Annotated in this window: 25 protein-coding genes and 1 pseudogene; 15 read left to right on the top strand and 11 right to left on the bottom strand. The window is 61.6% G+C overall.

Annotated features, from left to right (window positions below; all coding sequences use genetic code 11):
* The first annotated feature begins 88 nt into the window (after positions 1–88).
* On the top strand, positions 89–442 hold the full coding sequence (locus M1K48_RS08180; protein WP_249454251.1) for a hypothetical protein: 354 nt from the start codon (positions 89–91) through the stop codon (positions 440–442).
* Positions 443–782: 340 nt separating this feature from the next.
* Here the strand turns inward: M1K48_RS08180 and M1K48_RS08185 are convergent, their stop codons facing one another.
* The 3 genes from M1K48_RS08185 to M1K48_RS08195 form a co-directional block, all read right to left on the bottom strand.
* Positions 783–1,688 carry an FkbM family methyltransferase gene (locus M1K48_RS08185; RefSeq protein ID WP_249505214.1) on the bottom strand — a complete coding sequence of 302 codons (906 nt, stop codon included), beginning with the start codon at positions 1,686–1,688 and terminating at the stop codon, positions 783–785.
* Positions 1,689–1,768: 80 nt separating this feature from the next.
* Complete coding sequence (locus M1K48_RS08190) at positions 1,769–2,881, bottom strand: glycosyltransferase family 4 protein (RefSeq protein WP_249454253.1); 1,113 nt, start codon at positions 2,879–2,881, stop codon at positions 1,769–1,771.
* A gap of 8 nt (positions 2,882–2,889) precedes the next feature.
* Entirely contained in the window at positions 2,890–3,810 is a 921-nt protein-coding gene (locus tag M1K48_RS08195) for a glycosyltransferase (RefSeq protein WP_249454255.1), read from the bottom strand.
* 858 nt (positions 3,811–4,668) lie between these two features.
* Here M1K48_RS08195 and M1K48_RS08200 point away from each other — a divergent pair.
* The 6 genes from M1K48_RS08200 to M1K48_RS08225 are packed head-to-tail and all read left to right on the top strand — an operon-like array spanning position 4,669 to position 9,539.
* Positions 4,669–4,920: an acyl carrier protein gene (locus tag M1K48_RS08200; protein WP_249454257.1), complete on the top strand. Its 252-nt coding sequence runs from the start codon at positions 4,669–4,671 to the stop codon at positions 4,918–4,920.
* A gap of 21 nt (positions 4,921–4,941) precedes the next feature.
* Complete coding sequence (locus tag M1K48_RS08205) at positions 4,942–6,513, top strand: amino acid adenylation domain-containing protein (RefSeq protein ID WP_249454258.1); 1,572 nt, start codon at positions 4,942–4,944, stop codon at positions 6,511–6,513.
* A 38-nt stretch (positions 6,514–6,551) separates the two neighbouring features.
* The gene (locus M1K48_RS08210) at positions 6,552–7,118 is read left to right on the top strand and encodes a GNAT family N-acetyltransferase (protein WP_249454260.1); all 567 of its coding nucleotides are present in this window, start codon (positions 6,552–6,554) and stop codon (positions 7,116–7,118) included.
* A complete protein-coding gene (locus tag M1K48_RS08215; RefSeq protein ID WP_249454262.1) occupies positions 7,115–8,281 on the top strand; it encodes an MBOAT family O-acyltransferase in 1,167 nt (388 codons plus the stop codon). The genes M1K48_RS08210 and M1K48_RS08215 overlap by 4 nt, the downstream gene beginning before the upstream one ends.
* The gene (locus M1K48_RS08220; RefSeq protein WP_249454264.1) at positions 8,278–8,418 is read left to right on the top strand and encodes a hypothetical protein; all 141 of its coding nucleotides are present in this window, start codon (positions 8,278–8,280) and stop codon (positions 8,416–8,418) included. Before M1K48_RS08215 ends, M1K48_RS08220 begins: the two co-directional genes overlap by 4 nt.
* Positions 8,418–9,539 carry a hypothetical protein gene (locus M1K48_RS08225; RefSeq protein ID WP_249454269.1) on the top strand — a complete coding sequence of 374 codons (1,122 nt, stop codon included), beginning with the start codon at positions 8,418–8,420 and terminating at the stop codon, positions 9,537–9,539. The genes M1K48_RS08220 and M1K48_RS08225 overlap by 1 nt, the downstream gene beginning before the upstream one ends.
* Positions 9,540–9,572: 33 nt before the next feature.
* On the opposite strand, the gene M1K48_RS08230 is transcribed toward M1K48_RS08225, so the two are convergent.
* Both M1K48_RS08230 and M1K48_RS08235 read right to left on the bottom strand, forming a co-directional pair.
* Complete coding sequence (locus tag M1K48_RS08230) at positions 9,573–10,199, bottom strand: PEPxxWA-CTERM sorting domain-containing protein (protein ID WP_249454274.1); 627 nt, start codon at positions 10,197–10,199, stop codon at positions 9,573–9,575.
* A 154-nt stretch (positions 10,200–10,353) separates the two neighbouring features.
* Entirely contained in the window at positions 10,354–11,823 is a 1,470-nt protein-coding gene (locus M1K48_RS08235) for a mannose-1-phosphate guanylyltransferase/mannose-6-phosphate isomerase (protein ID WP_249454276.1), read from the bottom strand.
* A 210-nt stretch (positions 11,824–12,033) separates the two neighbouring features.
* Between M1K48_RS08235 and M1K48_RS08240 the strand changes: the two genes are divergently transcribed.
* The 5 genes from M1K48_RS08240 to M1K48_RS08260 all read left to right on the top strand — a co-directional run bounded on the left by M1K48_RS08240 (position 12,034) and on the right by M1K48_RS08260 (position 16,060).
* The gene (locus M1K48_RS08240; protein ID WP_249454280.1) at positions 12,034–12,645 is read left to right on the top strand and encodes a PEPxxWA-CTERM sorting domain-containing protein; all 612 of its coding nucleotides are present in this window, start codon (positions 12,034–12,036) and stop codon (positions 12,643–12,645) included.
* An 11-nt stretch (positions 12,646–12,656) separates the two neighbouring features.
* Positions 12,657–13,310, top strand: coding sequence for a L,D-transpeptidase family protein (locus M1K48_RS08245; protein ID WP_249454282.1), 654 nt, complete (start codon positions 12,657–12,659; stop codon positions 13,308–13,310).
* A 51-nt stretch (positions 13,311–13,361) separates the two neighbouring features.
* Complete coding sequence (locus M1K48_RS08250; protein WP_249454284.1) at positions 13,362–13,886, top strand: CAP domain-containing protein; 525 nt, start codon at positions 13,362–13,364, stop codon at positions 13,884–13,886.
* Between the two features lie 128 nt (positions 13,887–14,014).
* Positions 14,015–14,602 carry an FxDxF family PEP-CTERM protein gene (locus M1K48_RS08255; RefSeq protein WP_249454286.1) on the top strand — a complete coding sequence of 196 codons (588 nt, stop codon included), beginning with the start codon at positions 14,015–14,017 and terminating at the stop codon, positions 14,600–14,602.
* Positions 14,603–14,752: 150 nt separating this feature from the next.
* Positions 14,753–16,060 (top strand): glycosyltransferase family 4 protein, encoded by a 1,308-nt coding sequence (locus M1K48_RS08260; RefSeq protein WP_249454291.1) that lies wholly within the window; start codon positions 14,753–14,755, stop codon positions 16,058–16,060.
* A gap of 79 nt (positions 16,061–16,139) precedes the next feature.
* Here M1K48_RS08260 and M1K48_RS08265 read toward each other — a convergent pair.
* Positions 16,140–17,117, bottom strand: a pseudogene (locus M1K48_RS08265) (glycosyltransferase family 2 protein); the annotation flags it as partial.
* Positions 17,118–17,235: 118 nt separating this feature from the next.
* On the opposite strand from M1K48_RS08265, the gene xrtV reads away from it, so the two are divergent.
* Both xrtV and epsI read left to right on the top strand, forming a co-directional pair.
* Positions 17,236–18,126 (top strand): exosortase V, encoded by an 891-nt coding sequence (xrtV, locus tag M1K48_RS08270; RefSeq protein WP_249454293.1) that lies wholly within the window; start codon positions 17,236–17,238, stop codon positions 18,124–18,126.
* Positions 18,119–18,814 carry an exosortase-associated protein EpsI, V-type gene (epsI, locus tag M1K48_RS08275; protein WP_249454299.1) on the top strand — a complete coding sequence of 232 codons (696 nt, stop codon included), beginning with the start codon at positions 18,119–18,121 and terminating at the stop codon, positions 18,812–18,814. The genes xrtV and epsI overlap by 8 nt, the downstream gene beginning before the upstream one ends.
* Before the next feature lie 2 nt (positions 18,815–18,816).
* On the opposite strand, the gene M1K48_RS08280 is transcribed toward epsI, so the two are convergent.
* Complete coding sequence (locus M1K48_RS08280) at positions 18,817–19,101, bottom strand: XrtV sorting system accessory protein (RefSeq protein WP_319941166.1); 285 nt, start codon at positions 19,099–19,101, stop codon at positions 18,817–18,819.
* Between the two features lie 55 nt (positions 19,102–19,156).
* Between M1K48_RS08280 and M1K48_RS08285 the strand changes: the two genes are divergently transcribed.
* Complete coding sequence (locus M1K48_RS08285; RefSeq protein WP_249454301.1) at positions 19,157–19,975, top strand: EpsD family peptidyl-prolyl cis-trans isomerase; 819 nt, start codon at positions 19,157–19,159, stop codon at positions 19,973–19,975.
* A 37-nt stretch (positions 19,976–20,012) separates the two neighbouring features.
* On the opposite strand, the gene M1K48_RS08290 is transcribed toward M1K48_RS08285, so the two are convergent.
* Genes M1K48_RS08290 through M1K48_RS08305 form a run of 4 tightly spaced genes read right to left on the bottom strand, consistent with a single transcriptional unit; the run spans position 20,013 to position 24,064 of the window.
* On the bottom strand, positions 20,013–20,825 hold the full coding sequence (locus M1K48_RS08290; RefSeq protein WP_249454303.1) for a CpsD/CapB family tyrosine-protein kinase: 813 nt from the start codon (positions 20,823–20,825) through the stop codon (positions 20,013–20,015).
* Positions 20,818–22,239, bottom strand: coding sequence for a GumC family protein (locus tag M1K48_RS08295; protein ID WP_249454305.1), 1,422 nt, complete (start codon positions 22,237–22,239; stop codon positions 20,818–20,820). Before M1K48_RS08295 ends, M1K48_RS08290 begins: the two co-directional genes overlap by 8 nt.
* On the bottom strand, positions 22,239–23,462 hold the full coding sequence (locus tag M1K48_RS08300) for a hypothetical protein (protein WP_249454307.1): 1,224 nt from the start codon (positions 23,460–23,462) through the stop codon (positions 22,239–22,241). The genes M1K48_RS08295 and M1K48_RS08300 overlap by 1 nt, the downstream gene beginning before the upstream one ends.
* Positions 23,459–24,064, bottom strand: a complete 606-nt coding sequence (locus tag M1K48_RS08305; RefSeq protein ID WP_249454309.1) for a polysaccharide biosynthesis/export family protein — start codon at positions 24,062–24,064, stop codon at positions 23,459–23,461. Before M1K48_RS08305 ends, M1K48_RS08300 begins: the two co-directional genes overlap by 4 nt.
* Positions 24,065–24,077: the final 13 nt, after the last annotated feature.

A 24,077-nucleotide genomic window follows, 5' to 3' on the forward strand; every position in this document is an offset into this window, starting at 1 on the left:
AAACATGGTTTCTAATTAGTTGCAAACTTTCTTTGTCTTTTTTGGCCGCAGGAAGTAGCTACCGATTCCTCGACAGGAGATGCCCGAGTTGGCTCAGATTCTTGGCAGATTGATGTTGGTCGTCTCACTCGGCGCGACTGCTCCGGCCTGCGGCTCTCCGCTGCGTGTGCCTGACTCGGCCGGGGGCGGAACGGCGATCAAGGGCAAGGGAGCTACCGTGACCGATTCGTCATTGCCGATAAACAGGCGCTTCAAGACGCTTGACGCCTATCTCGCCTACCTCGAGCAACATGAAGCGCCGATCGACAAGCCCTGGTACAAGCAGGTCCGTCCGAACGTGTTCGAGCTGCAGACCGGCAACCTCCGCGTCCTGGGCTCCGGCGAGGAGGAAAAGCGCACCTTCACTCGTGAGGAACTCGAACGAAAGTTCGGTTTCCGCTGACATGGTGCGTTAGGGCAGAGGCCGCGTGGCGCGGCCTTGGTTCTCTGGGCGCAGAAAGGTCGAGAGATCATCGACCTTTGTTGGGCGTGACGTAGCGGACCGTCCGGCTCAGCCAGCGCTTCGAACTGCTCAATTTTTTTGATGCAAGCTGGCGCAATTGCAGGTGTACGTCTGCCCGAGGTCGGGTGGATTATGTCGCAGTAAAACCAAGGTTCTGGATTAAGCCGTGCTGAGCGGCTTGTATTCTTGGCCGCAAACCAGTTTCGAGGCAAAACCGCCGAAGCAGTAAAGCACGAGCTCCCCGCGTTCGATAAGGTATCAGCTACTCCAGTGCGTCAACCTAGACGAATGTACGACCGTAGACATTCGCCAGACGTCCGGCCGCCGCTCCGCCGGACACAAAAGCAAGCATATTATAACCTCGCGACGAGTCGGTCTTCAAGGCACTAAGACGATGCAAATTCTCGCCCGTTATGAACTCTATGGAGCCATCGTCGGCTAAAAATGCGGTGCCGAAGCCGCGCTCGAGCACGAAGGCCGTCACATGATTCTGCTCGCTACCGTGGTCTTCGTAGAGCAGCGCTAAGTCACCGTGATCTGCTGGATCTAAAGTCGCGAAGATCTTCCGCTCCATCCCTTCAATATCGAGCTTGACGAAGATCAGCGCGTCGTCCGCAGTCCGCAGGATCCTTTGCTCGGCAACCAGATCGAGGAGGCCAACGGTTGTGACTATTTCTTCCTTTGAATCTTCGGGACGCAGCCCTTGAACCATCGTCGCCGAGGCGTGATCTCCGACACTCGCAAAGAATGATACACGCTCGCCTGAAATCTCGCCCACCGCTCGGTGCAAGGTAGTGAAGGAGCGGTCGTTTGCCTCCCAATTGCGCTCCAGTTGTGCGAAGGTGCGGCTTCCGGCTTCGACAGCCACGACCCGCCTTGCATCATCGATCACTCGAGAGACAGCGATGCTCCAGAGGCCAAGGTTCGCTCCGCAATCGAGGAAGGAATCCTTTGCCCGCAGAACACGTGTGAGAAAATGGTCGAGGTCGTTCTCGTAATTTTTAAGCAAAAGTAAGTACGTCAGCCAATAACGATCATCGGTACGGACCATAAAGACACCGCCCCCGCGCAGCCGGAAGTCTAGCTGACCGTCCTTGCCGATCGATCTCGCCGCGAGCGTGCAACCGAGGCCGACACCTCTGCCACTTGTAAGTGCCTTCAAGGCACCAGCGGAGACGCGCAACATCGAGGGCACTAGCCGTTTCCAGAAGGTCGGCGACGTCCCCGGCGCTGCGAGTGCAACGGGACTGACAAGTAACTTTCCACTCACAGCTTTGTCTTTCGATTGCGTTCGTGAATCTCCGCAAGGAAGTCGCGATACAATTTGGCAATGGTGGTCCATGAGAAGCGTTCTGCAGCGCCCGGAGCGAGGCGAGACGCCTCCAAGGGCCCTTGTTCGATCGCGTGTGTAACGGATTTCGCGATTGCTGAAAGATCAGCCGCGTCGACGAGGCCGGAATAGTGGTCGCCAAATATCCACCGGGTAACGCTATAATCATGAGCCACGACTGGAATGCCCACTGCCATGGCTTCTGCGTAAACGTTTCCAAAAGATTCATGAAAGGTTGGATGCAACATGACGTCGGCGGAGCGGTAAAGATCGGGCATTAGATCAAGCGGAATGGTCATACGTTGGAAGCGACCGGGCATGAGCGTTGCGCCGAGATCGTCGAACTCATTCCTCAGCGGACCATCCCCGGCAACAACCAAGTGCAGACCGGGTATCTGAGCGATCGCGCGCATACCTTCGAGTACCCGCTTGCTTTCGACCAATGCGCTTACCATCAGCACGACGGGAGCCTCGGTTGGCAAATTAAAACGTGCCCTCGCCCCCGGACCGGGCGCGAACCGTCCCGGGTCAACGCCATTCGGGATGAGAGCTGACGGCCAGCGCTCCCGATTGCGCTCGAAGTAGAGCGGATTGGTGCACACCAAGCCATCGCATTTGAAGAAATTATATTCCGCCTTGTCGGAATAGGCTGGCCAGTCACCGTTTTGCGTCACGAACACGTGAGCCGGCCGGCGCCCAATTAGCGGCCAGCGCGTCAACATCCAATTCACGAACGGATAGCTGCAGGTTATAGTGACGTCGGCCTCACTTGGGCGGTACCGCCTTAAGTAATTGGCAGTCCAGGTAGCTTCCTCACAGATGTATTCAGAACGGAATGGCGGAATCCTCGGCAATCGTTCAAATCGTTCGCGTGGCACCATGCCGGATTGCTGGAACCGGTAAGGACGATCCGTATTCGGAGGGCCAGATCCGAACAGCGTTACTTCATCAAGTCCAAGGTTCGATATACCGCTAGCGATGGCCTCAAAGGCTACTTCAGCGCCGCGATGTACGCGATGGAGGCCGGGCAGGATGAAGTGAATGCGCATTGCGGGCCTCAATGATCCTTTTCAAAGCCAAGTGCGCCGAAGATCAACCCCGCGCCTCCAGCGCAACAGGCCGCCGCATAACGCCATTGGGGACTCTGTAGGCGCAGCAAGCGTGTGAAGGGACGGAAGATGCCCTGGGCTGTCATCTTCCCGCCGCGCAATAACAGCCTAATTCTTCTCTCCCCGAAGTAGCTGTTAGTCACGAACATCGAATTCCCAAGCCAGAAGCGGTATTTAAGCTGATGCGTGAAGGTTGCACGCTCTGGCGGCTCGTTGCCCCAAATTCCCGCGAGACGGGCAAAACGGATCTTGAGGCCGGCCGCGCGCGCCGTACGGTAAAACACCATGTCTTCGCCCCCCAGCTTGCCTAGTTCTGGAAGGAAACGAATCTCGGGATGATCTCTTAAAAAAGAGGAGCGGATTATGCTATTGTTGGTTGCCGCAGTTTCCATTGGAGAGGTATCTGCAAGGTCGAAGCGCACGTCGTCGAAGAACGGTTGGTCGCAGAGCCATCGCGGCGATCCGGCGGGCACTCGAAGGTTCATAGGCCCTGTGGCGCAATCTGCGTCCGTCGCCTCCAGCACATCCAGATAGGCGCACAACCAATCTGGCTCCGGCTCGCAATCATCATCAATCATCGCGACCCAATCAGACATTTTGCAAGCAGCATCCACACCGATGTTGCGGGCGATCGAAATGTTGCCCTTGCCCGAGGTGAGATAATCTAACTTAAGGGTGAAGCACTCCCTGAACTCGTCAGCAACGCCGCGGGCCCGCTGATCGAGATTGTCGTCGACAATTATAACGCCGATTTGCGCCCGCCCGCGCGTCGCCTCGGCAACCCGAACAAGCGCCGACAATAGGGTTCGTAGCGGCTCATTGCGCTTATAGGTGCAGATCGCAACGACGATCCTAGGAAGATTGCTCATACCGCTTGCTAGAGGACGTTCCTTGCGAAGTCTTCAATGCCTTTTGACCGCTCGGCGCATGCGAGTTCGTTTCGACGTAGCCGTGCTCGGCTGGCGCTAAGTCCTTCCTTTTTACTCCTTACGGACGTGCGGTCTCGGTAGCAGTGCCCAATAGTCACGCCAAATGATACTCGACAGCTTTGTCACGCTCTTCAAAGGATGCGAGATTGATGGCAAGACTACGCCAAAGGCGTCTCTCTCTTTTATTGTGCGAGCGAGATGTAGAGTAAGCAGGTATCCTCCGTAACCCCTGTTGAATCACTTGGGTCGACGACCACTTTCCACCCAGTACCGACTTTGGCATGCCGCTGTTTCGATGACTGTCTTCGGCCGATTTGGGTCGCCAACTGGGCGATACTGTGGGCATCAGAGATGCACCGTTCCCTATTCTTAGTACGCGCCTGCCACGGCTTTCGCTGCTCTCGTTGTAGGAGCGGGTTGGCGAATTCAACTTGTGGGCTGCCTTCTCAATCCTGGTTCTCTCTTTTCTCGTAGTTTGCAGCGTGCTCTGCCACGTGCTCTTTTAGAAGCCTCTATCTTGATGCTTCCAGCACGACACCGAACACCGGGTCCGCACCGCAAGGTATCAAATGTGACGATCTCCTTCTTCCCGTTGTCGTTTTTTCAAACGGCTCGAGTCCGGAATGGAGAGGGTCTCATAAGCGCGCTGCCAATGCGATCGAATTCCAATTTGCTTCTGAGCTAAGCGAAACTGCCATCAACAAGATGTTGCCGTCATCAAAGCCATGCGGCAGGAACGAAAGTGATCATCGGTGTCGACTTCGGCGCCACCAACCATTTCGAAGGAAGTAGATGCAAGTGGCAAATCGTACGGAGATCATGCAGCGAGTGACTGAAATCGTTGGCGAAGTGCTCGGCATCCCGGACTTGAAGCTAACCGACGAAAGCACCGCGAGGGATGTGCAGGGCTGGGACTCCCTAACTCACGTGCAGATTATCATTGCGGTGGAGAGCGAATATGGCTTCACCTTCAGTTTCTCAGAAGCGGCGCAGCTGGAAAATGTAGGTCAGTTCGTCGACGCAATTTATCAGAAAACCCAAGGCGCTTAATCACCTTACGGAGCTGATGTGATGACCGATATGCTGGCCAGCAATCTTGGCGCGATGCTTGTTTCAGTCGCACGGAAACATCGCTCCCTGAACGCGCTGTGGTGCAAGGGGACGTACACTACCTACGAAGAATTGTTTTCGAATGCGATCAGCATCGCGGCGAGCATTGCGCAGCATTGCCCGGTAGAGCCATATGATCGGATCGCCATCTTCGCTGAGAAAGAGACCCCGGCTTATACGGCAATCATCGCGTCACTGCTGGCGGGCGGCGGTTACGTTCCGCTCAACCCTCGTTTCCCGCTGGCCCGCAATCGCGACATCCTGATCGAGTCCGGCGCGCGCGTCCTCATCTGCGACGAAAAGCATCGGTCTGAGCTGGAAGAACTGCTTCAGGGCGACAATCAGGTCGAACTGATCCTGCTGCCCGACAGCGTCGAGCATGCCGCGGTCGATCTACCCCAACAGCTACGCGGCGATATCGAACTGCTGACACTCGACGCGCGATCCGTCGGCGAAGGGCGGGACGGTGGCCTCGCTTATTTGTTCTTCACGTCCGGCAGCACGGGGAAACCCAAGGGCGTGCCGATCACGCACTCCAATGTCTTTGCTTATCTTCAGGGTATCCGCTCGTTCTGCGCGTTCGAATCGGACGATCGAGTGCTTCAATTGTTCGACCTGTCGTTCGATCTTTCGGTCCACGACCTATTCCTGACGTGGATGGCCGGAGCTTGCCTCTTCAGCGCCCCTGAGAATTCCGTCCTTCTCTCCACCCGCATCGTCAAGGAGTTTGGGATTACTGCCTGGACTTCGGTGCCGTCCACCGCCGGGTGGCTCAAGCAGTCTAAGCAGCTTGGCACTGATGCTCTTCCCTCACTCAGGCACAGCTTCTTCTGCGGTGAAGCCCTGCCCGGATCGGTAGCGCAGGCGTGGGCCGAGGCGGCGTGCAATTCGGATGTCTACAATATCTACGGGCCGACGGAAGCCACCGTGGCGATCAGCTGGTTCCTATTCCAGCGCTCGGACAATCCTCCTGCGGTCGTGTCGCTAGGGTTTCCTCTGCCCGGGCAGCAGCTTGGCCTTTACACGGAGGAGGGCAAGCAAGCCGGCGAGATGGGCGAGATATGCCTGTCCGGATCGCAAGTGATGAGCGGGTATTGGCAGAACCCGGAACTGACCTCGAAGCGCTTCTTCGAAGCGGACGGCGCACGCTGGTATCGTACTGGTGATCTTGGCCGCTTCGATCCTACCGAAGGGTTCCTCTACGCTGGCCGTGCCGATCACCAAGTCAAGATTCGCGGCTATCGTGTCGAGCTCCAGGAAATCGAGCATGTGGTGCGCGAGCTCGCCGGCGCGGACCTCGTTGCCGTCCTTCCCTGGGCAGCGGAGGAAGGAGCAATGCCCAAGGGCTGCATCGCCTTCGTTCGCGACCTCGGTCGCCCCGATCAGGCGTTGATCGAGGAAGCTCGTCTTCGGCTTCCTGAATATATGGTGCCGCTAAAGGTGGTATCGGTCGACGACATGCCGACGAATACCAATGGCAAAATCGATTATCGGGCTCTCGCCGCCCACCCAGTGATGGCGCAGAAACATTGAAGTCTGAGGCTCAAGACGGTGCCGTTCGTGCAAGCGAGTTGACGCCCGGCGCCAGGCTGAAGGCTGCGCGGCTCATCCAGTCGGCCTTGCCGGGCTATTATGAGGCGATGGGGCTCGAAGGTGCGGATGCGGTCGTCACTTCCGAATTCGGTGCTTCCGGCTGCGAACTTGAAAATTGCGACGCCTTTATCGACGCTGGTGCGGTGCTCGGCGTCCTTTGCACCTATCCTATGACGGAACTGGCGGAGCGTCAGTATCGCAGCGTGCAACTGGTCGCGCGAACGCTGAGCGGCGACCAATATCGAAGCTTTGCTGCCAACCTTCGCGACCTGCGTTCCGGCCTCCCCGCCGTCGAGGGCGATGGCACGTATTTAGCCTTCATCGCGGTCGCCGCCGAAGCGAAAGGATCCGGACTTGCCAATCGCGTGATGAACACGGCGATCTCTAGTGCTGGCGAGGGCCCGCTTCTCCTGACGGTACGGAATGACAATGCGCGCGCCCAGGCGTTTTACGCCCGTCATGGCTTTGCCGTCGCAGCGAAGGGAGAACGCTTCAGTCTGCTCAGACGCGATGGCAACCCTGATGGGTTGACCGCAACCGCATGACGCCCGGCTACGATATTGCGGTCAACGGGCTCCTTTTTTGGGGAGTCGCCATTGCAGCCATTGTCATCCTCAACCTCTGCACCACGCAGAGGACGAAGACCTGGGCCTTTGCCGCGGTCAATTTGGCGTTTCTGTGGTTCCTCCTTGGCGCGACCACGCTGGCAGTGCTCGGAGCGATGGGGCTGTTCTACGTCTGCCTGCGATTGGCGGCGAGCGATCGGGAGGCTGCCTTCCTGCTTACGGCGGTGGGGCTGGTCCTGTTGGCCTTGTTCATCGTCAACAAGCTTCAGGCCCGCATCGACTCGTTTGCCACTGTCGGCAAGCTGCTGTCGCTGGTCGGCTTTTCGTTCATGGTCCTTCGCTGCATCGATGTGCTTCGGGCGGTCCGGACCAAGCGGACACCGGTGCCTAAACCGCTCGACCTGGTGAACTATCTGGCGCCGTTCCACATGCTGGCGGCCGGGCCCATTGCAAGTTTCGAGGACCATGCCCGGAAACCGTTCGATTTCGCCCCTCTTGCTTTCGAGCGAGTGATACAAGGCGTGGAATTGATTACCCGCGGCCTCTTCAACAAGTTCGTCGTCTGCTACATTCTCGACAAGTTGTTTTTCAACGATTTCCAATCGACTGGTCCAGCGTTCGTGCTGGAGATGCTGGTCTTCACGCTCTACTCTTACCTCGATTTCAGCGCCTACAGCATGATCGCGCTGGGTATCGGCTACCTTGCCGGCGTCCCGACGCCGATCAACTTCAGAAACCCGCTGATCGGTCGCAACCTAATCGACTTCTGGGATCGCTGGCACATCTCGCTGTCGAACTTCGTCAAGAACAACGTGTTCATGCCGATCTACATCACACTGATGCGCCGGCCGGGGCCTTCCCGCCCGCTGTTCTACGCTTCCATCGCAACTATGGTGTCGTTCGTGCTCGTCGGACTGTGGCACGGGTTGAGCCTGGGCTGGTTCGTGTGGGGGTCGCTTCACGCCGTCGGTTTGGTCGTCGTGCGATATTATGGCCAGTTCCTCCAGCAGAAATTGTCCCCCGCAGCCCTTGCCTCTTATCGCAAGAGTCCGGCCATACGGGTGGTCGCGACTGTCGTGACGTACGCCTATGTCACCATGGCATTCTATCCCGTGGCCGTACTCAGTCAGGTGAAGCAGTGACGAAAACGCGCGAGACGATCGAGGGACGGACCAACTACCTCGCGGCGGCCTTCCGAGTGGCGGTCGTGGCGCTGAAACTGCTCTGCGTGTACGCCTTGTCGCAGCAGGATGCTGCCTTTTTCTATCAGCAGTTCTGATGCGCGACCGTTTAGCCCGCTTCGCTCCTTTTGCCGCGGTGGGGGCGATCCTCTCGGGTTGGCTGGTCGCAATCAATCTTTCGTTCGCGGCCTTGAACGACAGCAGATTGCTGTCCTGGATTCCCGACCGCACGAGCGGCATCGGCTATCTTCTCGAGAGCAAGCAACGCGTCACGTCGGCCGAGCAGGTCGTGCGCTCAAGCAGGGCCGAGGCAGGCCGCGACCTGATTGCCGTCGTCGGCATCTCCGACGTTCGCGAAGGCACCCGACTCGATGTGCTTTCGAGCAAGGCCGGAGCGTGTCGGCGGTTCCTGGGAATTGCCGGCGCCGGAGCGGGGTTCGCAAGTGTTAAGGAACAGGCTTCGCTTATCCTGAACAGCAGTCTGCGACCCAAGATCGTCCTGCTCGGCATCTCGCCGATGCAGATGATCGAGGCGAGTGATCTGGAGCGCGGCGCGGCGGCTACGGCACAGGCGGGAGCAGCCGGCATGGTCGGCAATGCCAAGGCCGCTATTCGCGAATCTTTGTGGTTCGTCCAACGCCGGTCCGACCTGGTTGGCTGGCTCGATCGTGTGCTGCTCGAAGGGCGCGGCGACATCGATGCCGCCCTAGGACAGGAAGCGGCGATCGACCCGCGAAGTCCGTGGCGTCCGCTGCTCAGAACGCTGGGCGTCGAGCATTATCCCGACGGCGTGTTGCGAGACAGCCTTGCTGTCGTTCGGGGTTCGGGTGCGACCAATGTTGCCACTTACGAACGCAGTCGTCGTTCGTTCGACGAAGCCGGTGAACTGATCCGGCAATTCCAGGCGCGGGGGGCCACGGTGATGGTTATGTTCATGCCTCGCCACCCGTGGCTGGAATCCAGCCTCCCGCCGCAGATCGACCCATTGATCGCGTCGAGACTTCGCGGCGCGTCGGCAAATCCGGCCTTGCAGGTGCTGGACTATTCGAATCTTGTTCCGGCCCAGGGTTTCATTGATCTGGTGCACCTCAACACAGCCGGGGGACAGACGTTCAGCGACCGGTTGGCGGCCGATCTGCCAAGGCTCAGCCCCGGGCGGCAGGACGGCGTTGAGGCGTGCGGCAAGTTCCCTGCCGAAGTCGCTCCGGCAAACAGGTAGGACACCGCTCCCCGGAGGGAGCAGTGCGAGACCTCAGGCGAACTGGGCGATGTGGGTGGTGCGGCGGCGGCGCATGGAGACGCCGACTGCGCCGAAGCCGACCAGCATCAGGGCCCAGGTGCCGGGCTCCGGAACCGCAGCGGCGACGCCACCGAGGCGGACCTGGCGGAGGTCGACGACGCCGCTTCCGTTGGTGTCGAAGGCGATCGACCTGATCGTGTCGCCACCGGTGGCCGAGAAGCCGAAGAAGTTCTGGCCGTTCCCGATATTGAAGATCTGCGCCACGCCGTTGACGATGATCGACACCGAACTGGTGTCCGCCGCGGCGTTGAAGAGGTTGAATTCGGCCGAGGTGAGGGTGCCGCCGGCGGTCAGGGCGATGGTCGCCTGATCGAGCGCCGAACCGTCTGCCGCGCTGAAGCGCGACTGGCCATTGGACGTCGTCGACGTGATCCTCTCGTTCGAGGTGATGCTGACCGACGTGTTGGTCTGGTTGGTGTTGCCGGTGACGGTGGTTCCGGTCGCGCTGGTATTGGCCAGCACGTTCTCGGCCGGCTGCACCGCACCCGGCGAAGCGGTCACGGTGATGGCGGCCGAGGCCGGGGTGGCCACCGCGACGGCAAGCGCCGAGGTAGCAGCAAGGGTCTTAAGGATCTTCATTGCAAGCTTCTCCGATACGCGACACGGCGATTGCGCAGAAGCAACCTCTCTGTCCGAAGCGCTGGACGAACGCGTTAACCTTCTTGTTCCGAGGCCCGCCAAATAAAGTTAATTATTTCTAAACCATGACGTCTTGTGTCCCGCGGCGGGTCACTCAGCCCTGCTCGGCCCGGCCATAGACGTCGTCGAACCGCACGATGTCGTCCTCGCCAAGATAGGTGCCGCACTGCACTTCGACCAGGTGAAGCGGGACCTTGCCCGGGTTGGCCAGGCGGTGGACGGTCCCGGCACTGATGTAGGTCGATTCATTCTCTTGCAGCAGGAAAGTGCGCTCGCCGACCGTGACCTCGGCGGTGCCGGTGACCACCACCCAATGTTCGGAGCGGTGATGGTGGAGCTGGCTGGAGAGCTTTCCGCCCGGGCGGACGATGATGCGCTTGGTCTGGAACCGGGCATCGCGGTCGGTGGTCTGGTAGGAGCCCCAGGGGCGATGGACGACGCTGCCGAGGTCGGCGTTCGAGTCGCCCGTCGCCTTGAGCGCCTTGACCACCGCGCCGACGTCCTGGACCCGGTCGCGGGCGCTGACCAGCACGGCGCCATCGACCGCGACCACCACCACATTGTTGAGACCGAGGGTAGCGACCGTTGTGTCCCCGCCGGCGATGACCAGCGAATTGGCGGTGTCGAGCGTCAGCGCACTGCCCTGCAGCGCATTGCCTTGGTCGTCATGGTCCGATCGGCTCCAGATCTCGTTCCACGAGCCGAGGTCCGACCAGCCCATGTCGACCGGCACCACCGCCACCCGGCGCGAGCGCTCCATCACCGCATAGTCGACCGAGATCGGCTCGATCGGCGCGGCGTCATTGTCTTCGGCGGGGCGGAAGAAGGGTCCGTCGGATGCGCCGCCCTCAACCGCGGCCTTGGCCCAGGCCGCGATGCCGGGGGCATGGTCGGCGATCTCGGCGAGGAAATCCTCGGCCCGGAACAGGAAGATGCCGGCGTTCCAAAAGTGCGCGCCCGAGGCGACATAGGCTTCGGCCTTGTCGAGCGAAGGCTTTTCCACGAACTCAGCGACGTCGATCACAGAGCCGGCTCCGGGCGCCGCCGAATCGACCCGGATGTAGCCATAGCCGGTGTGGGGCGAGGTCGGGCGAACGCCGAAGGTGACGATCTTTCCGCGCGCGACATGGGGAAGCGCTTGCCCGATCGCCGCATGAAAGGCCGGCACGTCGTCGATCACATGGTCGGAGGGAAGCACCAGCATGACCTCGCCCGGGGCGCGGTCGGCCAGCCACTGGGCGGCGACGGCCAGCGCGGGCGCGGTGTTGCGGCCTTGCTGTTCGAGGATGATGCAGCTGGGTTGCGCCCCAGCATCCTCGACCTGGTCGCGGACCAGGAAGCGCTGGTCTTCCGCCGTGATCAGCAGCGGCGCTTCGAATAGGGGCCCGGAGGCGCGAGTCACCGTGTTCTGAAGCAGCGAGGGCCCGCCGTCGAAACTGGCCAGCTGCTTGGGGAATTGCGCGCGGCTGAGCGGCCACAGCCGGGTGCCGGCGCCCCCGCACAGGATAACCGGCCGGATCGCGGCAGGCACGGATGGGGCGAGGGACTGTTCGGGTTCGGTCATGCCCATTCCTTAAAGCCTCCACTCGTCCCCGTCGCGGGCCAAAACATATTAACCACAGACTGTTCCGATCCGACGCATCCCCCTCGCTTCGCCTTCACACTCCCGCGGCGATGAGGTACACCGGAAACTTAACGGGGCTTTAATTGTTCTTGTTGGGAAACGATTGTGCGGAGAAGCCGTGTGCTGAAAGTTAATGCTGCGAAATCGCGCATGACCGTCGCGGCCGCCGTGTGCCTGGCCGCCATTGCTTCCGCGCCGCTCGCCGTGACCAGCCTGGGATCGCAGGGGATCGCGGTTCCGGGACTTCAGTCGGCGCAGCAATTGATGGCGATGCTCGATGCCCGTTCTCCGGGCGAACGGGAAAAGGGCGAGCTGGCCCAGACCAAGATCAAGAAAAGGCTGGCCTCCGTTCCGCGGGAGCGCGCGTTGGGCAAGACATTCCCGCCCAAGCCGTCGCCGGTTGAGCAACTTGCCAACGTTGTGGTTCCGGTCCCGCCGCCCGTGCCGACGGTACCGCCGATCGCTCCGCTGATCCCCCCGACGGCGTCAGACATCATCAATCCCGCGACCTTCATCGCCAGCGCGCCTCCGTTCGGCGGGGGCCCGTCGATCATCGGTGGCGGCGGCGGCGGCATTGGCGGCGGGGGATCGCCTCCCCCGTCATCGGGCACTCCGCCGACCAGCGAGGTACCGCCCGGTGGCACGGTGGTGAGCCCGGTTCCCGAACCCGGCACCTGGCTTACCATGCTGCTCGGGTTCGGGATGATCGGATCGGCCATGGGCCGCCGCCGGCGCACCCGCGCGCGGGTTGCAGTAGCCTGAGATCAGTCCACATGCGCTGGTTGTTCCTGACGCTTGCCGCGGCGTCGGCGGGTGGACTTTACGCCAGCCAGTATCCGGCGCACCCAAAGGCCCCGGTCATGGCCGCGGCGAAGGCGCGCACCAATTCGCCACCCGTAGCGCCGCTCACCGATAAAAAGCGCCTCATCCTGACACCGCAACAGCAACGCGAGGCATCGGCGGACGGCGGATTTCGGCAGGTGCCTAAGTCGCTGCTGCGAATCGATCGGCGGATGCACTATGGCGAGTTCGAATGGGACGAAGCCGGTGTTCCACCCGGCCCCATCACCGTCCGGGTCGATCTTCGCACCCAATTGATGAGTGTCTTTCGCGGCGGTCACGAGATCGGAACCGCGGTTGCGCTCTATGGCGCCGACAGCAAGCAGACCCCGCTGGGCAGTTTCCCGATTCTGTGGAAAGGCCGCAATCATCGCTCCAGCCTGTACGACGCGCCGATGCCCTTCACCCTGCGACTGACCGGCGATGGCGTGGCAATCCATGGCAGCAACGTCCGGTGGGGCGCTGCCACCCACGGCTGCGTCGGGGTTCCGACAGAATTTGCCGAGCGCCTGTTCGCGGAGGCCAAGGTCGGCGATATCGTGACGATCGTTCGCAGCGCTTCGGCTGCCGCCAAGGCAACCAGCTAACTCAATCTTTACCGCCGACAAGGCATGGCGTGACCCGAGAAAGGGCTCACCATGCACGTACGGCGACAAGGCCTTGGCAAGCTGCTCCTCCTGCTGACGGCAGCCCCGGCGCTGATCGGGAGCCTCGGCCCACGGAGCAACTTCGATGAACGCCTACTGGCGGCTCACAACCGCGAGCGCACCGTCATGTCGGTTCCTCCCCTTCAATGGGACCCGGAGCTCGCGGCGAAATCGGGCGAGTGGGCGGACCATCTGAGCCGCACCGGAATGTTCGAGCATTCGCCCGACGACCCCGAGGGGGAAAGGATCGGCGAGAATATCTGGGGCGGAACGCCGGACGCCTATCAGCCGGAGATGATGGTCGGGCTGTGGATCGACGAGAAGAAACACTACAAGGCAGGCACCTTTCCCGACAATAGCCGATCGGGCAGGGTCGAGCAGGTGGCCCATTACACGCAGGTCATATGGCGCTCGACGACGCACGTCGGCTGTGCGGCCCGACGGGTCGGCGCAGAAGAAGTCATGGTGTGCCGTTATAGGACAGCTGGCAACATCTACGGTCAAAGCGTTGCATAAGCGCGACGAACTGAGGAAATCGTCAAAAACGGCCTGCCGAAACGAGGAACTTAAAAGGTTACCGTCCCGTTAACGACCCTGCGGTGGAAGTAGCTTTCACCGACTCTTCCACTCGTTAGGGGACTGTTATGAACTCGTTGAAATTCGGTGTTGCTGTGGCCATTGCCGCGGCAGCTATTCCTGGGACCGCAGAAGCTGCCCAGATCGTCACCACCGGCACCAATGCCACCACCGTTCAGGTTGCCAACCTCGATGCCGGTACCAACAACAGCTTCACCATCGGCTTCAGCGATGCCAATCTGGCGAACCCCTTCAATGAGCTGCTGACGTTCACCACGGACGTTGCCGGCATGCTCAACATCCTCGTCGGAACGGTTGGCGCGTCCGCAGAAAACAATGTCACCTTCAACAACGTATTCCTGACCGGCACCGGCCTGCCCAACCCGAATGGCGTGCCGCTGTCGCAGGTGCTGTTCGACCCGAACGACACCTTCGTCCGCAACATGATTTCGGTCGGACCGGGCACCTATACCCTGAACATCCAGGGCACTCCGGGCACCCAGAACGGCTCGCTGTCGGGTAACGTTGCCTTCAATGCCATCGCCGCCGTTCCCGAGCCGGGCACGTGGGCGATGATGCTCCTCGGTTTCGGTGCCATCGGTTTCTCGATGCGCCGCACCCGCCGTCACGCTGCGCACCTCTATCAGGCCGCGTAACTAGCCTCGTAGGTACGACGGAAAGAGTTAAGGGTCCGGCCGCCCCGCCGGACCCTTTTTCTTTGATTAGGATGGCGATCAACGGGTTTAGCGTCGTTCAGACGCACGACGTGACTTGAAGTCCGGTGGGCTAGCGGTTCACAACGACGCATGACCCTCCGCATCGCTTATCTCACCAGTCAGTATCCGGCGACGTCACATACCTTCATCCGGCGGGAGATCAGTGCACTCCGCTCGATCGGGGTCAAAATCGACACTTTCAGCGTGCGCGCTCCCGCAACGAGCGAGCTGAAAAGCCAGACGGATCAAACCGAGGCGGCGCGCACCTTTACTCTACTGCGCCAGTCTCCAATCGCCATTCTGTCGTCGCTGCTGGGTGAAGCACTGCGGAGACCCATGCGCACATTCGGCACCCTGAAACTGGCGCTTCGCCACCGTCCGCCGGGTGCGAAGGCGGCGTTGCTGTCGCTCGCTCATCTAGCCGAGGCCATGACGCTGGTAGCCGAGTTGCGGCGGCGTGGGATCGCGCACCTCCACAATCACTTTGCGAACAGTGGCGCGACGGTCGGACTGCTCGCCAGCCGGCAGGCGGGGATAAGTTGGAGCTTCACGATCCACGGCATTTCGGAGTTCGACTATCCGGCCGGGCTGCTCCTGGGTGAGAAAATCGCTGCCGCGTCGTTCGTTGCCTGCGTTTCCTATTTCGGACGGGCGCAGGCCTATCGCCTGGTCGATAATCGCGAATGGGAGAAGCTGTCGGTCGTACGCTGTGGTCTTGAGCTTTCTGAATTGCCATCTCCCGAGACTGTCGCGCGGCCAAGGCTGCGCCTGATTCTGGTGGGACGCCTGTCGCCTGAAAAGGGCATCGGCGGTCTGCTGCGGGCGCTTGCGGCGGTCCCGGCCACTCAACGCCCGGATCTGGCAGTTGTAGGTGACGGGCCGATGCGCGCGGAGCTCGACGCTCTGGTCGCCCAGCTTAGTCTAGGTGACTGGATCCACTTTCTCGGTCGCCTGCCTGAAGCCGAAACCCTGACCGAAATGGCCCGTAGCGATGTCCTCGTTCTTTCGAGCTTCATGGAGGGATTGCCCATCGTGCTGATGGAGGCGATGGCGCTGGGCAAGCCGGTGATTGCTACCCGCGTTGCAGGTGTTCCCGAGCTGGTGACCGACGGGGTCGATGGCCTGTTGTTCACTCCGTCCAATTGGGACGAGCTGGCCGAGAGAATCGCCATGCTCGCGACCGACGATGCGCTTCGTCAGCGGCTAGGTGCTGCAGGTCCTGCCCGCATCGCCTCGGAGTTCGATATCAACTTGTCGGCGGAGGCGCTTCGCCGCCTGTTTCTCCAGGTCGCTCCGTCCGCTGCCATTGCTTCGGAGCACCGCAGCGGGCCAATTTCAGGTACATCGGCAACTTCCACAGCGGATAGAGCGGCAGGCGGATCAGCGCCGCAGGGCTAAGGAAAGCGCGCCCTTCGCGCCACCAGGCGAGTAGCAGCACCAACGCCGCGACACAGCCGATCGCAGCGAGCAGGATCGCGGGCAGCCACGAAATGACCCCGATCGCCGCCAGAACCACGGCGACGCCCAGCGCGACGATGTTGAACAGGGCGAGGAGGGCGAGCGGCGGCACCAGCAGGTCGAGACCCGCGATCAGCGTGCTCGGCGAGACGGTGGCAAGGCCGCGCCCGATCAGGCTCGGCGCGGTGGCACGGGCCAGCGCAAGGTAGCCGCCTTCCCAGCGGCTGCGCTGGCCAAGCGTATGCGCCTGGTCGGCATGCGGCGACCACACCACGGCTTCCTCGATCAGGCGCGGATGGCTGCCGCTGCGCGCGAGTTCGATCCCCAACCGCATGTCCTCGACGATGCTGGAGGTGGCGAGGTCGGCTGAATCGAACTGGGACCATGGCAAACACATGCCGGTCCCGGTCAGGTGAACGCTGCCGGCCAGTCGCTGTAGGGCACGCTGGCGAACCAGGTTCTTGATCAGGAAGGCGAAGGAGGAGACCTGCACCAGCGGGCCCGCCGTCGGGGAAGGCTCGAGCAGGTTTACGGCCTGCGCCGGCGCCCCGATCCACTGGCTGGCCCCGGCCAGCGCGTGCAGGCTGTCGCGGTCGGTGCGGCAATCGGAATCGAGGACGATCACCGAATGCGGCGGATCGGCGCGCATGTGGGCGCGGGCGAAGGCGAGCGCAAAGCCCTTGCCGCGGCGTTCGGGATCGGTGCGCTCGGTCACCTCGACAGGGAAGGCACCGGCCATCGCGGCGGTGCCGTCGCTGCAATTGTCGGCCACGACCAAGATGTCGAAACCGTCGTCAGCCGCGGCGGTCAGCGCCGCAAGCGTGCGACCGATAACTGCTTCTTCATCGTGCGCGGGCAGGATGATGACCGTTCGACCGATGGGGGCGGGCCATTGCTGCCGGCGCCGTCGGGAAACCCCAGCTGCCACTTCAAGGGCGAAGACCGAATTGATGAGCAACAACGGCGCGAACAGGACCAGAACAATGACGGTAATCATGCGCCCCAAGTCACTCCATCCGGGCTCTGCGTGGCAACGATTGCCATGCCCCCGGCTTGAGACTAGCGTCTTGGATCAATTTACTTCTTCTGCCAACGCAGATTAGGACGGGTAAGTAGTGCTGCTTGTAAGGGAACGAGAAAAGGCGTCGGGGCTGGCTGGCTGGCAGCTCTCGCATTTCGTGCTGATCGCCGCGTTCCTGTTGTTCGTCGTTCCCCCGATGATCGAGGTCGCGCGGTTCAACTGGACCACCGAGCAGGGTGGGCACGGACCGATTGTCATGGCGACGGGGCTGTGGCTCCTTTATCGCGAATACACCAAGGCCAAGCACCTCGCTGCGCCCGGCAACCGCTTGCTTGGCTTCGGCGCCTTGCTGATCCTGGTGCCGCTATACATCGTGGCTGGCATTACCGGCATCCTCGAACTGCAGGTATTCCTGATGTACGCGGCTGTCGTCGCCGCCGCCTACCTGCTGGTCGGCGGCGCGGTGTTGAGGGCCTGCTGGTTCCCGATCCTGTATCTCGCCTTTGCACTCCCGCCACCCGACCAGGTGGTCGCGGTTCTGACCCAGCCGGTGAAGATCGCCATTTCGGGCGCTGCGGTGAAATTCCTCTACGCGCTCGGCTATCCGATCGGCAGCTCGGGCGTGATGATCCAGATCGCGCAGTTTGAACTTCTGGTGGCGGCGGCCTGTTCGGGACTGAACTCGTTGCTGACCCTGTCGGCAATCTGCATGTTCTACGTCTATCTAAAGAACAAGCACGACAGGGCGCTGTTCATCGGTATGGCCTTCCTCGTCCTCCCGATCGCGGTGCTGGCCAACTTCATCCGAGTCCTGATCCTGATCCTGATCACCTACTATGCCGGCGAAGCGGCGGCGCAGGGATTCCTTCACGACTTTGCCGGGCTCCTGACATTTGCTGCCGCGCTCGCGACCCTGATGGCGATCGAGGCGCTGGTCACCAGCCGTCGCAAGACGAAACCTGCCGCGGAGCGAATCGATGGCTGAGCGCGACCTTGCCGAGCATCGTCCGGTCCCTTCGCTCGATCGGCGACGCTTCCTCATCGGCGGCCTGCTCGCGGCGGGCGCAGCGACTGCTTACGCCCGCAAGCCGAGCCAGGCTATCAACTACCTCGGAGATCGCAAGCTTGAGGATTTGGTCCCCAAGAAGATCGGGTCGTGGGAATACCTGACGAGCAGCGGTCTGGTAGTCCCCACCGAGGATGCGCTTTCCGCCGCGCTCTATTCGCAACTGGTCACGCGGGTGTACACCAACGGCACAGATGCACCGATGATGTTGCTGGTCGCGCAGGGCGGCGGACAGAGCGGGGTGCTGCAGATCCACCGGCCCGAGTTCTGCTATCCGGCCGGCGGATTCGAATTGTCCGCGATCGTTCCGGTGCCCTTGCCCGTGGCAGGCAGCGCCATCGACGTGAACCGGCTGACGGCGACCCTCCCCGGGCGGGCCGAGCAAATCGTCTACTGGACTCGAGTCGGCAACCACATGCCGGTGACGTGGGCGGAGCAGCGGATGGCCGTCGCGATGGACAATCTGAAGGGCCTGATCCCCGACGCCGTCCTGACACGCATCTCGACCATCGACACTGATGGGGATGCCGCATTCGCACGGCTGGCGGATTTCGCGGAACAACTACTGGTGAGAATGGGCGAGGCCAGGAAAATCCTGATCGCTTGAGATCAGTCGGCGCGAGGCCAGCGAAAAGGTTTCAGATAGTGGAACACGAAAGCCAGCGTTCCGACAATCGCAAGGACGGCGAGCAGGTGCTGGCCTTCGTTGCCGACGTAATTGGCCAGCGCGCATCCGACCCCGGCCGCAAGGTACATCCATAGGGGATCGTCCACATCATTGCTCTCGCTGGTCGAGCGCTGCATGAAGAGAACGATCAGTCCGGCAAAGATGCCGACGGTAATCCAGTCATATGGCGTTTCCACGAACAGCAACTCCTCCGCCTGTCTGGTCACCTCCTAGCATCGATGCTAGCCTCCAGAAACAGCAGTTCTCGAGGCATCGCATTCTATGAAACATCGTACCCTTGTCGCGCTTCTCCTTCTCGCCACCTGCACGGCTTGCCAGAAGAAGGCGGAAGGTCAGACAGTCGCGGTGGTCAACGACGAGGAGATCACCTCTTCCCAGCTGAATGCCGAACTTGCCAACGCCAACATCCCCGAAACTGCCGACAAGAAGGCGGTCACCAATCGTATCCTGCAGGGGCTGATCGACCGTCGCCTGCTTGCCGAGCAGGCCCGCAAGGACGGGATCGACAAGTCGCCCGACTTCATCTCGCGCCAGCAGAAGCTGAACGAGGAGCTGCTGATCGGCATGCTCGCCAACCGCTCGATGGATACGAGCAAACTACCTTCCGACGCCGAAATCGCCGCCTTCCAGGCCAAGCAGCCGCAGGCCTTCGCCAATCGCGAAGTGTGGAAGCTTGAGCAGCTGCAATATGACACGCCGACCGACAAGGCGGTGCAGCAGCGAATCGCCGGGACCAAGACGTTGCCGGAGCTCGCCGCGTTGCTGACCTCAGCGCGGATTCCGTTCCAGCGCGGAAACAACCAGCTGGTGACCAGTGTCATCCCATCCGAACTCTATCCGCAGCTGGCGCGCCTGGCGCCGGGCGAACCGTTCATCGTGCCGGCTGGCAACAAGTCGGTGGCGAGCGCGATCGCTTCGCGCGAGCCCAGTCCGCTGACCGGTCCGAATGCGCGGACCGAAGCGGTCAACGCCATGCGGCGGCAGACCAGCACTACCGCACTTCAGCAGCGGCTCAAGGAACTGCGGACCGCTGCCAAGATCGAATATAAGGAAGGCTTCGCGCCGCCCGCGAAGCAGTAAGCGATTTGCGACAGCGCTGAGCGCCGGTGACTAGATCCTAGTCGTCGCGCTCGGCGCCGTAGCCGGTCGCATAATAGCTCTCGACGCCATAACCGTCGCTGAGCACACCGCCCTTGAATTTGTTGAGCACAACCCCGGCGAGCTTCTGGCGGCCGAGCGCTTCGACCGAATCCTTGATCTCGCGCTCGGTCGTCAAGCCTTCCTCCGACACCAGGATATAGGCGTCGAGATAGGCCATGGTTGCGACCGCGTCGTCATTGGCGAAGACCGGTGGCAAGTCGCAGACGAAGAGATAATCGGGGTTGCTCCGGCGCATTGCCTGGAACATGCCGCGAGCCCTTGCCGAGGCCAGCAGTTCGGCCGAGTGGACCATGCCGCCGCGGGTCGGAATGATGGTCAGCGCCTCCCCATCCAGCAGGTAGGTCTCGAACCTGCCGCCACCGGCCAGATATTCGTTCAGGCCATTTTCCGGAATGATTCCGAACTGCGAGCTGAGCGAACCGCGGCGAAGGTCGAGATCGACGGCATAGGTGCGGATCTGCGGGTCACGGCTGAGGCTTGCGCTGATGTTGGCGGCAACGAACGACTTGCCGACATTGGGCGTGGCCGAGACCACGCCCACCAGCCGCATGTTGCGGCTGCGTTTGAGCTCGAGCAGACGTCCGCGCACCAGATTGAAGCTGCGCGAGCGCGGATCGATGCTGTTGAAGCCGTAGATGCCTCCGGACAGCGCCCGCTCCGGGCTCCAGCCGAGCACCTCGGGACGATCGAGTGCATCGGCGACGAACTGGTCCGGCGTCGAGTGACGATCGGCAGCATCGCCCGGAATCTGATTGATGGAGCTATGCAAAGCGCGGACTCTTTTTCCGGAAGAGGGCGAAGCGCGAACGCTTCTTCTTGGCCCCAAGGAGCGGCACGACACCCAGGACCGGGAAGCCTAGGCTTTCGATCTGCGACGGGCTGCGCAGCGGACGCCGCAGGAACTCGACAGCAAAGCCGAGCAGGATCCCGAGCACAAGACCCAAGATAGCGCCACCTGCAATCAGCAGCGGACGGTCGGGCGAGTAAGGCGTGTCGGGCAGGTTGGGCGGTTCGACCAGCGACAGCCGCTCGGCGCGCTGCTCATTGGCGAGACGGGCACCATTCTGCGCCTTGAGGAGATCGTCCGCGACCTTGCGATACTGCTCGCGAAGGCCTGTCGCCTGATTCTCGAGCTGCATCGCCTGCTCGAGAATGGCGGGGGCCCGGGCCGAACCGGCGACGGCTGATTGCGCCCGCGCCATGGCCGACGCCCGCGCCGCCTGTAGCGAGCCGATCGCCTGGTTGTTGGCGGCGATCTGACCGCGCAACAATCCGGACTCATCCTGCGAAGGGTTGGCGCGTGCCATCTGCTGCACCGCCCGGAGCCGCTCTCGGGCGGCCGCGACGTCCGGGTGATTATCATTGTACAGCGCCTGCGCCGCGGCCAGCGTGGCTTCAGCACTGGCGACTTGCGGATCCTTCCTTGGAACACGGTTGACCTGGGCGAGCAGCTCGCGGTTCTGGCTTTCGAGGCTGGCGATCTGGCTCGAGTAGCTGCCGAGATCCATCATCGGCGGCGCATTCTGCGCCAGCGCGGCCCCGTTTCGGGCTTTGAGCGAAGTGAGCTGATTCTCAAGGGTGCTGATCTGCCCGCGAAGGCGATTGGCCTGGTCTTCGAGGAAGCGAACGCTCAGGCGCGCCTGCTCGGACACATCCTCTGAATCCTGCGCAAGGAAGTCGTCGACGTAGCTTTGCAGCACTTCCTGCGCCTGGCCCGGATCGGGATAATCGAAGCTGATGTCGATCGCGATCGTATCGGCGGCACCGCCGGATGAGCCACCGAGGTCGTTGGTCTGCGCCCCCACCGTGGTGGCCTTACGCATCTTGTCGACGATGGTGGACAGCGGCTTGCTCTGCCGCTCGTCAGGATAGAGATTGTTCTGCTCGATCAGCCGGATCAGGTCGCCACGACTCAACACCCGCTCGCGGATACGGGCGATGCGCTGCTCGATGTCGCCGGAGGTCGGCGCCTCGACCACGCTGTTGGGCAGGTCCTGTGACTGCACCAGCAGGCTGGCAGTCGAGCGATAAAGGGTAGGCAGCGCGAACGCCGCAATCGCCGCCGCCACGGTGACGATCACGAACGGCCAGATCATCCAGTGCCGGCGTTGCCACATGATGGTGGGCAGGTGGTTGAAGAACCACCCGATTCCGCCACCCTGCCCGGTTTCCACTTCGTCCATCAGCGCACGCTTCCAAATCGATTGCGAATGAACAGGGAGCCACCAATGTCGGCCTTTGGATCAGGTCCTCCGATGGTCAGCTTGCGCGCTGCAACGTTCACACCTGCCGACAGGCGCGGGCTGATCTTGCGATCGAACGCCCCTGAGAGCGAATAGAAATTCTGCCGCCCAATGGCAAAATTGCCGCCGGCGTCGGTCGTAGTGCCGGCAATCGCAAGCTGGATTTGGTCTCGAGCATTCAACCGTCGCGAATAGTCGGCAGTGAGGCTTGAGGAGGTCGGTGACGCGCCAATCGAATCGCTTTGTGTCCGACGGGCAATCCGGGCACACATCCGCTCATATTCAAGATCGCGGCATACCGATGCATCGAAAGCGAGGTCGGTCGAATTGTCATTGCCAAGCACTCCGAGGTCGCGCTCGGTCCTGACGAAGCCGATCGCTCCGCCAGCACGCAAGGTTTCGTTGAGCTTGAGTTCGGCCGTCAGCTGCGGCCCATAGGTGAGAACCGATCGGCCAAGCTCATAGTCAGTCTTGCTAGCGATCACCCTAATCCCGCCCGACAAGCGCTCATTCACTTGACGCTGCCACGCCAATGACGTGTCGTACTGATTGTAGTCCAGAAGGCCGGAAGCATTCCCCTTGAAGAAGAGCCGCTGCGCCCCAACGGTTCCGATAAGGCTATCGCGCGGCGACAAAGTATAGCTCAGACCCGCATTGCCAAAGATGCGATACTGTCGCTGCGAAAGAGCGGCCAGATCGGGATTGACGACAATAACCGAGCCTTCGGGAATCACCGGATTGACCGGAGTCGTGTTTACGGGCGCACCGAAGAAGCGCGAGCTGAGCTGAGCACCATAGTCTCCGCTGAACCCTGCGCTGCCGAAAACGGTTACGGTCTCGCTGACCTGGGTGCTGTTATTGCCCTGCACGGAAAACAGCTGACGATTGCCGTAACGCCGGAAAAAGGTGCTGTTCTCGACATAGGCCGAAATATTGGACCGGCTCCGCTCGGTTCCCCAACCGTGATAGCCATAGGCCGAGACCCGGCCGAAGGCACTGCCGACACCATCACGGCGGAGGTCGGGATTGGTGGAATAGCCCAGCCCCGCTTGCAGATCGAGATAGGTCTCGGTCTGGGCCTGAGCCTGAGCAGGGGCAGCCGCTAACAGCGGCAGCAGGCTGGCGCCCGCGAGAGCGCGCAGCAAATGCGTGCCGGCGATCATGGAACCACCAATGTGTCGCCGCTCAAAATCTGCGGTATGTCGTTCGAGTTCAAGCGCCCTCCGCTTCCCCTTAGCGCGTCCACTATTCGCACACGGATCGTCAACAGATCGCTACCAGACTTGCGGATAATGCGAATATTTCCGAGATCCGCGAATTCCGTCGCGCCGCCGGCAATGCTCAACGCCTCGAGCGCATTGACGTAGCGCCCCGGGGTGAAGGTGCCTGGTCCTTTGACCTTCCCGACCACCGAGAACTGGAAGCCGGTAGGATTCTTGACGGACACGGTGACTTGCGGGACCGAGCCGCGATACTGCGGCTGGAGACCGGCGGTGATGATCCGCTCCAGTTCGGAGGGGAGACGACCCGCGGCGACGACCTGCCCGACCAGCGGGAAGGCGAAGGTACCATCGGGAAGGACCCGGACGCTGCGCTGCAGCCGTTCGTCACCCCATACCAGCACATCGATCTCGTCACCCGGATTGATCCGGTAGGCGACCCCGGTGGGAGCAGCCTGGCTTGCCTGCTGCGCGTTCGCCGTGTTGCCGAAACCGCCGAAGGCGATTGCAAGCAGCAGGGCAAGGTAGATGTTAATGCGAGCCATGTTACTCCTGCTC

It is taken from the genome of Sphingomonas glaciei (genome assembly GCF_023380025.1).
GTDB lineage: Bacteria > Pseudomonadota > Alphaproteobacteria > Sphingomonadales > Sphingomonadaceae > Sphingomicrobium > Sphingomicrobium glaciei.

Coding starts and splice junctions, on each gene's coding strand:
- M1K48_RS08185 (WP_249505214.1), bottom strand. CDS start 1,688: ATGTTGCGCGTCTCCGCTGGTGCCTTGAAGGCACTTACAAGTGGCAGA.
- M1K48_RS08190 (WP_249454253.1), bottom strand. CDS start 2,881: ATGCGCATTCACTTCATCCTGCCCGGCCTCCATCGCGTACATCGCGGC.
- M1K48_RS08195 (WP_249454255.1), bottom strand. CDS start 3,810: ATGAGCAATCTTCCTAGGATCGTCGTTGCGATCTGCACCTATAAGCGC.
- M1K48_RS08205 (WP_249454258.1), top strand. CDS start 4,942: ATGACCGATATGCTGGCCAGCAATCTTGGCGCGATGCTTGTTTCAGTC.
- M1K48_RS08215 (WP_249454262.1), top strand. CDS start 7,115: ATGACGCCCGGCTACGATATTGCGGTCAACGGGCTCCTTTTTTGGGGA.
- M1K48_RS08225 (WP_249454269.1), top strand. CDS start 8,418: ATGCGCGACCGTTTAGCCCGCTTCGCTCCTTTTGCCGCGGTGGGGGCG.
- M1K48_RS08230 (WP_249454274.1), bottom strand. CDS start 10,199: ATGAAGATCCTTAAGACCCTTGCTGCTACCTCGGCGCTTGCCGTCGCG.
- M1K48_RS08235 (WP_249454276.1), bottom strand. CDS start 11,823: ATGACCGAACCCGAACAGTCCCTCGCCCCATCCGTGCCTGCCGCGATC.
- M1K48_RS08240 (WP_249454280.1), top strand. CDS start 12,034: ATGACCGTCGCGGCCGCCGTGTGCCTGGCCGCCATTGCTTCCGCGCCG.
- M1K48_RS08245 (WP_249454282.1), top strand. CDS start 12,657: ATGCGCTGGTTGTTCCTGACGCTTGCCGCGGCGTCGGCGGGTGGACTT.
- M1K48_RS08250 (WP_249454284.1), top strand. CDS start 13,362: ATGCACGTACGGCGACAAGGCCTTGGCAAGCTGCTCCTCCTGCTGACG.
- M1K48_RS08255 (WP_249454286.1), top strand. CDS start 14,015: ATGAACTCGTTGAAATTCGGTGTTGCTGTGGCCATTGCCGCGGCAGCT.
- M1K48_RS08260 (WP_249454291.1), top strand. CDS start 14,753: ATGACCCTCCGCATCGCTTATCTCACCAGTCAGTATCCGGCGACGTCA.
- epsI (WP_249454299.1), top strand. CDS start 18,119: ATGGCTGAGCGCGACCTTGCCGAGCATCGTCCGGTCCCTTCGCTCGAT.
- M1K48_RS08285 (WP_249454301.1), top strand. CDS start 19,157: ATGAAACATCGTACCCTTGTCGCGCTTCTCCTTCTCGCCACCTGCACG.
- M1K48_RS08295 (WP_249454305.1), bottom strand. CDS start 22,239: ATGGACGAAGTGGAAACCGGGCAGGGTGGCGGAATCGGGTGGTTCTTC.
- M1K48_RS08300 (WP_249454307.1), bottom strand. CDS start 23,462: ATGATCGCCGGCACGCATTTGCTGCGCGCTCTCGCGGGCGCCAGCCTG.
- M1K48_RS08305 (WP_249454309.1), bottom strand. CDS start 24,064: ATGGCTCGCATTAACATCTACCTTGCCCTGCTGCTTGCAATCGCCTTC.